Origin of the sequence: Xanthomonas hortorum, from assembly GCF_011305375.1 — a bacterium.
Taxonomy (GTDB): domain Bacteria; phylum Pseudomonadota; class Gammaproteobacteria; order Xanthomonadales; family Xanthomonadaceae; genus Xanthomonas; species Xanthomonas hortorum_E.
The window spans coordinates 1-331 of record NZ_VCME01000044.1; the positions used below are offsets into that span (position 1 = coordinate 1).

1 protein-coding gene is annotated in these 331 nt (G+C 63.4%); it reads left to right on the top strand.

What is annotated here, in order from left to right; translation table 11 throughout:
- The coding region (locus FFY45_RS21800) for a transcription antitermination factor NusB (RefSeq protein WP_303396518.1) at window positions 1-174 on the top strand (174 nt) is incomplete at its 5' end.
- Window positions 175-331 lie beyond the last annotated feature (157 nt).

Sequence of the window (331 nt, forward strand, 5' to 3'; positions counted from 1 at the left end):
GCTGCCTACGAATTGCTGTATCGGCAGGACGTGCCGTACCGCGTGGTGATCAACGAAGCGATCGAAACCGCCAAGCGCTTTGGCTCCGAGCATGGCCACACTTACGTCAACGGCGTGCTGGATCGCGCGTCGGTGGAGTGGCGCAAGGTGGAGTCGGGCGCGAGCGGCGCCTGAGGCGCCGCGGGATTCGGCAGTTGGGATTCGGGATTGGCCGTCGGGCTAGTCCCACCAATGCACGCGGTTACGAATCTCCAATGCCAAATTCCCACTCCCGGCCCTTCAAATGCCTGAATTCGATCTGATTGCGCGCCTGCGCACGCGCATCGCCGCC